This is a genomic window from Latilactobacillus graminis DSM 20719 (assembly GCF_001436415.1).
GTDB lineage: Bacteria > Bacillota > Bacilli > Lactobacillales > Lactobacillaceae > Latilactobacillus > Latilactobacillus graminis.
The window spans coordinates 1-591 of the sequence record NZ_AYZB01000047.1; the positions used below are offsets into that span (position 1 = coordinate 1).

Here is a 591-nt window from a genome sequence, read left to right on the forward strand (position 1 = left end):
ACCGCGATTATCAACGAGTGTTTCATAACCACCTTGTTGTGCTTTAAGAACCCACGAACGAGCTTGCTGGTAAGAAACACCGAAGTGTTCTGCAGTTTCAGTGTAACTGTGCTTATCCTTAGTGACATATTCAACGATTGAAATCCGTTCTTCAAAAGTAGTTTTACGACTCATAATAGGGACCTGCCTTTTGGACGGTGACGCCGTCACGGTTTTATCCTTATTATACTTGGAAACCCAGTCTCTTAGTTGCTTTTTAGAACGTAATCCAAATTTAAGTGCAACTTCGTTTAAGGAGTATCGTCCAGATAGGTAGGTTACTACTGCTTCTAATTTTAGAGCTTTTGGATAATGGTTATTATGACGTGCTTCTCGTAAACCATCAATACCGTCTCGTTCATATCGATTTAACCAGTGGTTAAACGTATTTCGATCAATGTCATACCCTCTAGAAAAGGTCGCTTTTGATATTCCGGATCGTTTAAATTCTTCGATCAGTGTTAATTTTTTGAATGCTACGTATTTAGATCTGGGCATACAAAAATCCCTCCATAATTATCAAATGAAATTATATTATTTCATCTGACAACC

Annotated in this window: 1 protein-coding gene; it reads right to left on the reverse strand. The window is 37.7% G+C overall.

Features of this window, described 5'->3' with window-relative positions; all coding sequences use genetic code 11:
• A partial coding sequence (locus tag FC90_RS06805) for a helix-turn-helix domain-containing protein (protein ID WP_057908521.1) occupies positions 1 to 537 on the reverse strand: 537 nt, incomplete at its 3' end.
• Between the last annotated feature and the right edge of the window lie 54 nt (positions 538 to 591).